The 4,116-nt window shown below is 57.1% G+C and carries 3 protein-coding genes and 1 pseudogene; all 4 read right to left on the reverse strand.

The genetic code is table 11. The features are described 5' to 3' along the window. On the reverse strand, nucleotides 1-513 hold a 513-nt coding region (gene pheA, locus B3F77_RS12850; protein ID WP_293605330.1), incomplete at its 3' end, for a chorismate mutase. Nucleotide 514: 1 nt separating this feature from the next. Further along, a complete protein-coding gene (serC, locus tag B3F77_RS12855; protein ID WP_293605331.1) occupies nucleotides 515-1,633 on the reverse strand; it encodes a 3-phosphoserine/phosphohydroxythreonine transaminase in 1,119 nt (372 codons plus the stop codon). Then, nucleotides 1,630-2,211, reverse strand: coding sequence for a DUF2059 domain-containing protein (locus tag B3F77_RS12860; protein ID WP_293605332.1), 582 nt, complete (start codon nucleotides 2,209-2,211; stop codon nucleotides 1,630-1,632). Before B3F77_RS12860 ends, serC begins: the two co-directional genes overlap by 4 nt. Then, nucleotides 2,208-4,112 (reverse strand): annotated as a pseudogene (locus tag B3F77_RS12865) (DNA gyrase C-terminal beta-propeller domain-containing protein); the annotation flags it as partial. The pseudogene B3F77_RS12865 and the gene B3F77_RS12860, both read right to left, overlap by 4 nt. Nucleotides 4,113-4,116: the final 4 nt, after the last annotated feature.

Below are 4,116 nucleotides of genomic sequence, written 5' to 3' on the forward strand. Positions count from 1 at the left end.
GTGCCGCACCATCAGGCTGATTTCGCCAACGATGTGCAGCGGAGAGTTCAGAAACAGGTCGAGCGAGCGCGACACCACACCTTCTGTGGAATTTTCAACCGGCACCACGCCATAGTCGGCACTGCCAGCTGCTGTGGCGCGAAACACTTCATCAATGCTGATGCAGGGAATATGGTCAATGCTTGCGCCAAAAAACTGCAGAGCGGCCTGTTCGCTAAAGGTGCCGATAGGCCCAAGGTAGGCCACACGCACCGGCGATTCAAGGGCCAGGCAGGCTGACATGATTTCACGCCAGACGGCTGCAACATGCCGGTTTTTGAGCGGGCCGGTATTGGCTTGCTGTATTTTCTCAATAACCTGGGTGACCCGATCAGGACGAAAAAAGGGCGTACCTTCGCGCTTTTTGATTTCTCCTACCTGCTCGGCGATCAGCGCGCGGCGGTTCATGAGGGCAAGCAATTCTTTGTCTATGGCATCAATCTGGACGCGTAAATCAGCGAGTTTGGCAGTCATGTCAGGCGTGCTTTTTTTCGAATTCTTGCATGTAGTCAACCAGCGCTTCCACGCCAGCCAGCGGCATGGCGTTGTAGATGCTGGCACGCATGCCGCCTACGGACTTGTGGCCCTTGAGCTGCAAGAGGCCCCGCGTTTTTGCGCCGGCCAGGAAAGCCTCGTTGCGCGATTCATCACGCAGGAAAAACGGTACGTTCATGCGTGAACGGCAGTCCCGGCTGACGTTATTGAGGTACAGCTGGGAATGGTCGATGGCGTCGTAAAGCAGTTTCGCCTTGGCAATGTTGCGCCTTTCCACCGCAGCGACGCCTCTCACTTCGTTTTCTGCCTCGCCTTCCTTCTGCCGCTTGAGCCATTGAAAGGTCAGGCCGGCAATATAGATGGCATATGTAGGCGGCGTGTTGTACATCGAGTGGTTGTCCGCTACTATTTTGTAGTCGAAGGCGCTGGGGCATGCAGGCAGTGCATGGCCGAGCAAGTCCTCCCGGATGACGACCAGCGTCACCCCGGCGGGGCCGAGGTTTTTCTGCGCTCCACCAAAAGCCAGGCCAACCCGGGACCAATCTACCTGCCTGGACGCCGCGTGGGATGAAAAATCAATGACCAACGGCGCATCACTTCCCAGCGCCTTCAGATCAGGCAGATCCTGAAACTCCACGCCGTTAATGGTTTCGTTGGTGCAAATATGGACATAACTTGCATTGCGCCGCAGTTTCCAGCTGGCCAGTGGCGGCAGGCTGGTGTGGCCGCTGCTTTCATTGGTGGCGGCAATTTGCACGTCGCAATATCTGCGCGCTTCTTTCTGTGACTTCTCGCTCCAACTGCCGGTCACTACGAAATCGGCCGAGGCACCACGCGAAAGATTCAGTGGCACGATGGCGTTTTCTGCGAGCCCGCCCCCCTGCATGAATAATATTTTGAAGTGCTTCGGGACGGCAATCAACGCTCGAAAATCGGCTTCCGCATTCTCGTAAATGGAGGTGAATTCTTTGCCGCGGTGGCTCATCTCCATGACGCTCATGCCGCTGCCGTGCCAGTCCAGCATTTCGGCGGCCGCCTGCTGCAGAACCTCCTCGGGTAAAGTTGCGGGACCGGCCGAAAAATTGAAAGGCCGGGTCATTTTCTGGCCGGCTTGCCCGCACCCGGTCCCGCAGGTGCGGTGCCGACAATTTTCAGCGCTGCATCATCGAATCGCTTGGCGCGTGCGACGACATCGGAACGTGACGCTTCGACCAGCTTCTGGATAAAAATAGTTCCCAGTTGAGGTGTGGTGGCCTGGTATTTCTTGATGGCGGGGGACTCGAAAAAGGCCGCAATCTGCTTGAGCTCTTCCACGGTGAAACGCTCGGCGTACGCCGGCACAAGCACGTCGGCACTGACTTTGCTGACCTGCTTGCCAATCAGCTGTTTGGCGTCTTCGGCATACTTTTTGAGTTCCACGTTGAGATCTTCCGAGGCTTTTTGCTGTTTGGCCTTGGGCACGTTCGCCTCCAGTTTAGGCCCCCAAGTGGCGATCAGCTCCTGAGTCGTACTGCCTGCGAGCTGAGCCACCAGCCGGTCAAGCTCCGGGCCTTGTTGAAGGGCGACGACTTTCTTCGCCCATTCGGTTTTTGGATCTGACGTTTGCGCATGAAGGGCGGTTGTGCAAGCAAGACTGGCAAGACCAGTAATTGCCAGCGTGGCGATCAGTTTTTTCATGAGTTGGTTTCCGGGTTGGAGGCGTCTTGACCTGCATCGTTTTCGGTGTCGTTGTCGTCCAGCGTGGCATCGTTTTCGACGATTCGCTGGAGACCGCTTAATTGTGAACCTTCGTCGAGGCCGATGAGCGTAACGCCCTGGGTGGCCCTTCCCATTTCACGGATTTCACTGACACGCGTGCGAACCAGTACACCCTTGTCGGTGATGAGCATGATTTCATCGTCAGTGTGGACCAGTGTTGCCGCAACGACTTTGCCGTTGCGCTCACTCTGCTGGATGGCGATCATGCCCTTGGTGCCGCGGCCATGGCGTGTGTATTCAATGATGGAGGTACGCTTGCCGTAACCGTTCTGGGTGGCTGTTAGCACGCTTTGCTGCTCGTCTTCCGCAACCAGCATGGCAATGACGCCCTGGCCGTCTTCAAGCATCATGCCGCGCACGCCACGTGCGTTGCGGCCCATGGGACGCACGTCGTTTTCGTCAAAACGTACTGCCTTGCCACCATCACTGAACAGCATCACGTCATGTTTGCCGTCGGTCAGGGCGGCGCCGACAAGAAAGTCACCATCGTCCAGGTCAACGGCGATGATGCCCGCCTTGCGGGGGTTATTGAATTCGTCCAGCGTGGTTTTCTTGACGGTACCCATGGAGGTGGCCATGAAGACATACTGATCGGCCGGGAAGCTGCGCTTTTCCCCCGTCAGCGGCAGTACCACCGTGATTTTTTCCCCTTCCTGCAAGGGGAACATGTTGACAATTGGTCGGCCACGTGAGCCGCGCGAGCCTGCAGGGACTTCCCATACCTTGAGCCAGTAGAGCCGACCCCGGTTGGAAAAGCACAGGATGTAGTCATGGGTATTGGAGATAAACAACTGGTCGACCCAGTCATCTTCTTTGGTGGCGGTCGCCTGTTTGCCACGGCCGCCGCGTTTTTGCGCCCGGTATTCTGAGAGGGGCTGGCTCTTGATGTAGCCGGTGTGCGACAGTGTCACCACCATGTCGGTGGGCGTGATCAGGTCTTCAGTGCTGAGATCAAACGAGCTGTGTTCAATCTGGCTGCGCCGCGCGCCCAGCTTGGTCTGGCCAAACTCAAGTTTGATGGCCGAGAGCTCCTCACTAATGATGATGGATACCCGCTCAGGCTTGGCCAGAATATCGAGCAGGTCATCGATCTCTGACATGACTTCTTTGTATTCGGCAACGATCTTGTCCTGCTCCAGACCGGTCAGGCGTTGCAGGCGCATCTGCAGGATTTCCTGCGCTTGCGTTTCCGAAAGGCGGTAGAGGCCGTCGCTACCCATGCCCAAGGCCTTCTCGAGTCCATCGGGGCGGTAATCGTCGGCATTGACCACGCCGCCATCGGCGCGGGCACGGGTGAGCATTTCGCGCACCAGGCTGCTGTCCCATGGGCGCAGCATCAGCTCGGCCTTTGCCACCGGCGGGGTCGGTGCATTGCGGATGATGGCAATGAAGTCATCGATGTTGGCCAGTGCGACGGCCAGGCCTTCCAGTACATGGCCACGTTCGCGTGCCTTGCGCAGCGTGAACACCGTGCGACGTGTCACCACTTCGCGGCGGTGCGACAGGAAGACCTGAATCAGGTCTTTCAGGTTGCACAGCTTGGGCTGGCCATTGATCAGCGCCACCATATTGACACCAAAGGTGTCTTGCAGCTGGGTCTGTTTGTACAAATTGTTCAACACCACTTCAGGCACTTCGCCGCGCTTGAGTTCGATGACCAGGCGCATCCCGGACTTGTCGCTCTCGTCCTGGATATGGCTGATACCTTCGATTTTTTTCTCATGAACTAGCTCGGCCATGCGCTCCTGAAGCGTCTTTTTGTTGACCTGGTAGGGCAGTTCGTCAACGATGATGGACTGACGCTGGCCTTTGTCTGTCTCTTAT

It is taken from the genome of Polaromonas sp. UBA4122 (genome assembly GCA_002381615.1).
Taxonomy (GTDB): Bacteria; Pseudomonadota; Gammaproteobacteria; order Burkholderiales; family Burkholderiaceae_C; genus Polaromonas.

Coding starts and splice junctions, on each gene's coding strand:
- serC (WP_293605331.1), bottom strand. CDS start 1,633: ATGACCCGGCCTTTCAATTTTTCGGCCGGTCCCGCAACTTTACCCGAG.
- B3F77_RS12860 (WP_293605332.1), bottom strand. CDS start 2,211: ATGAAAAAACTGATCGCCACGCTGGCAATTACTGGTCTTGCCAGTCTT.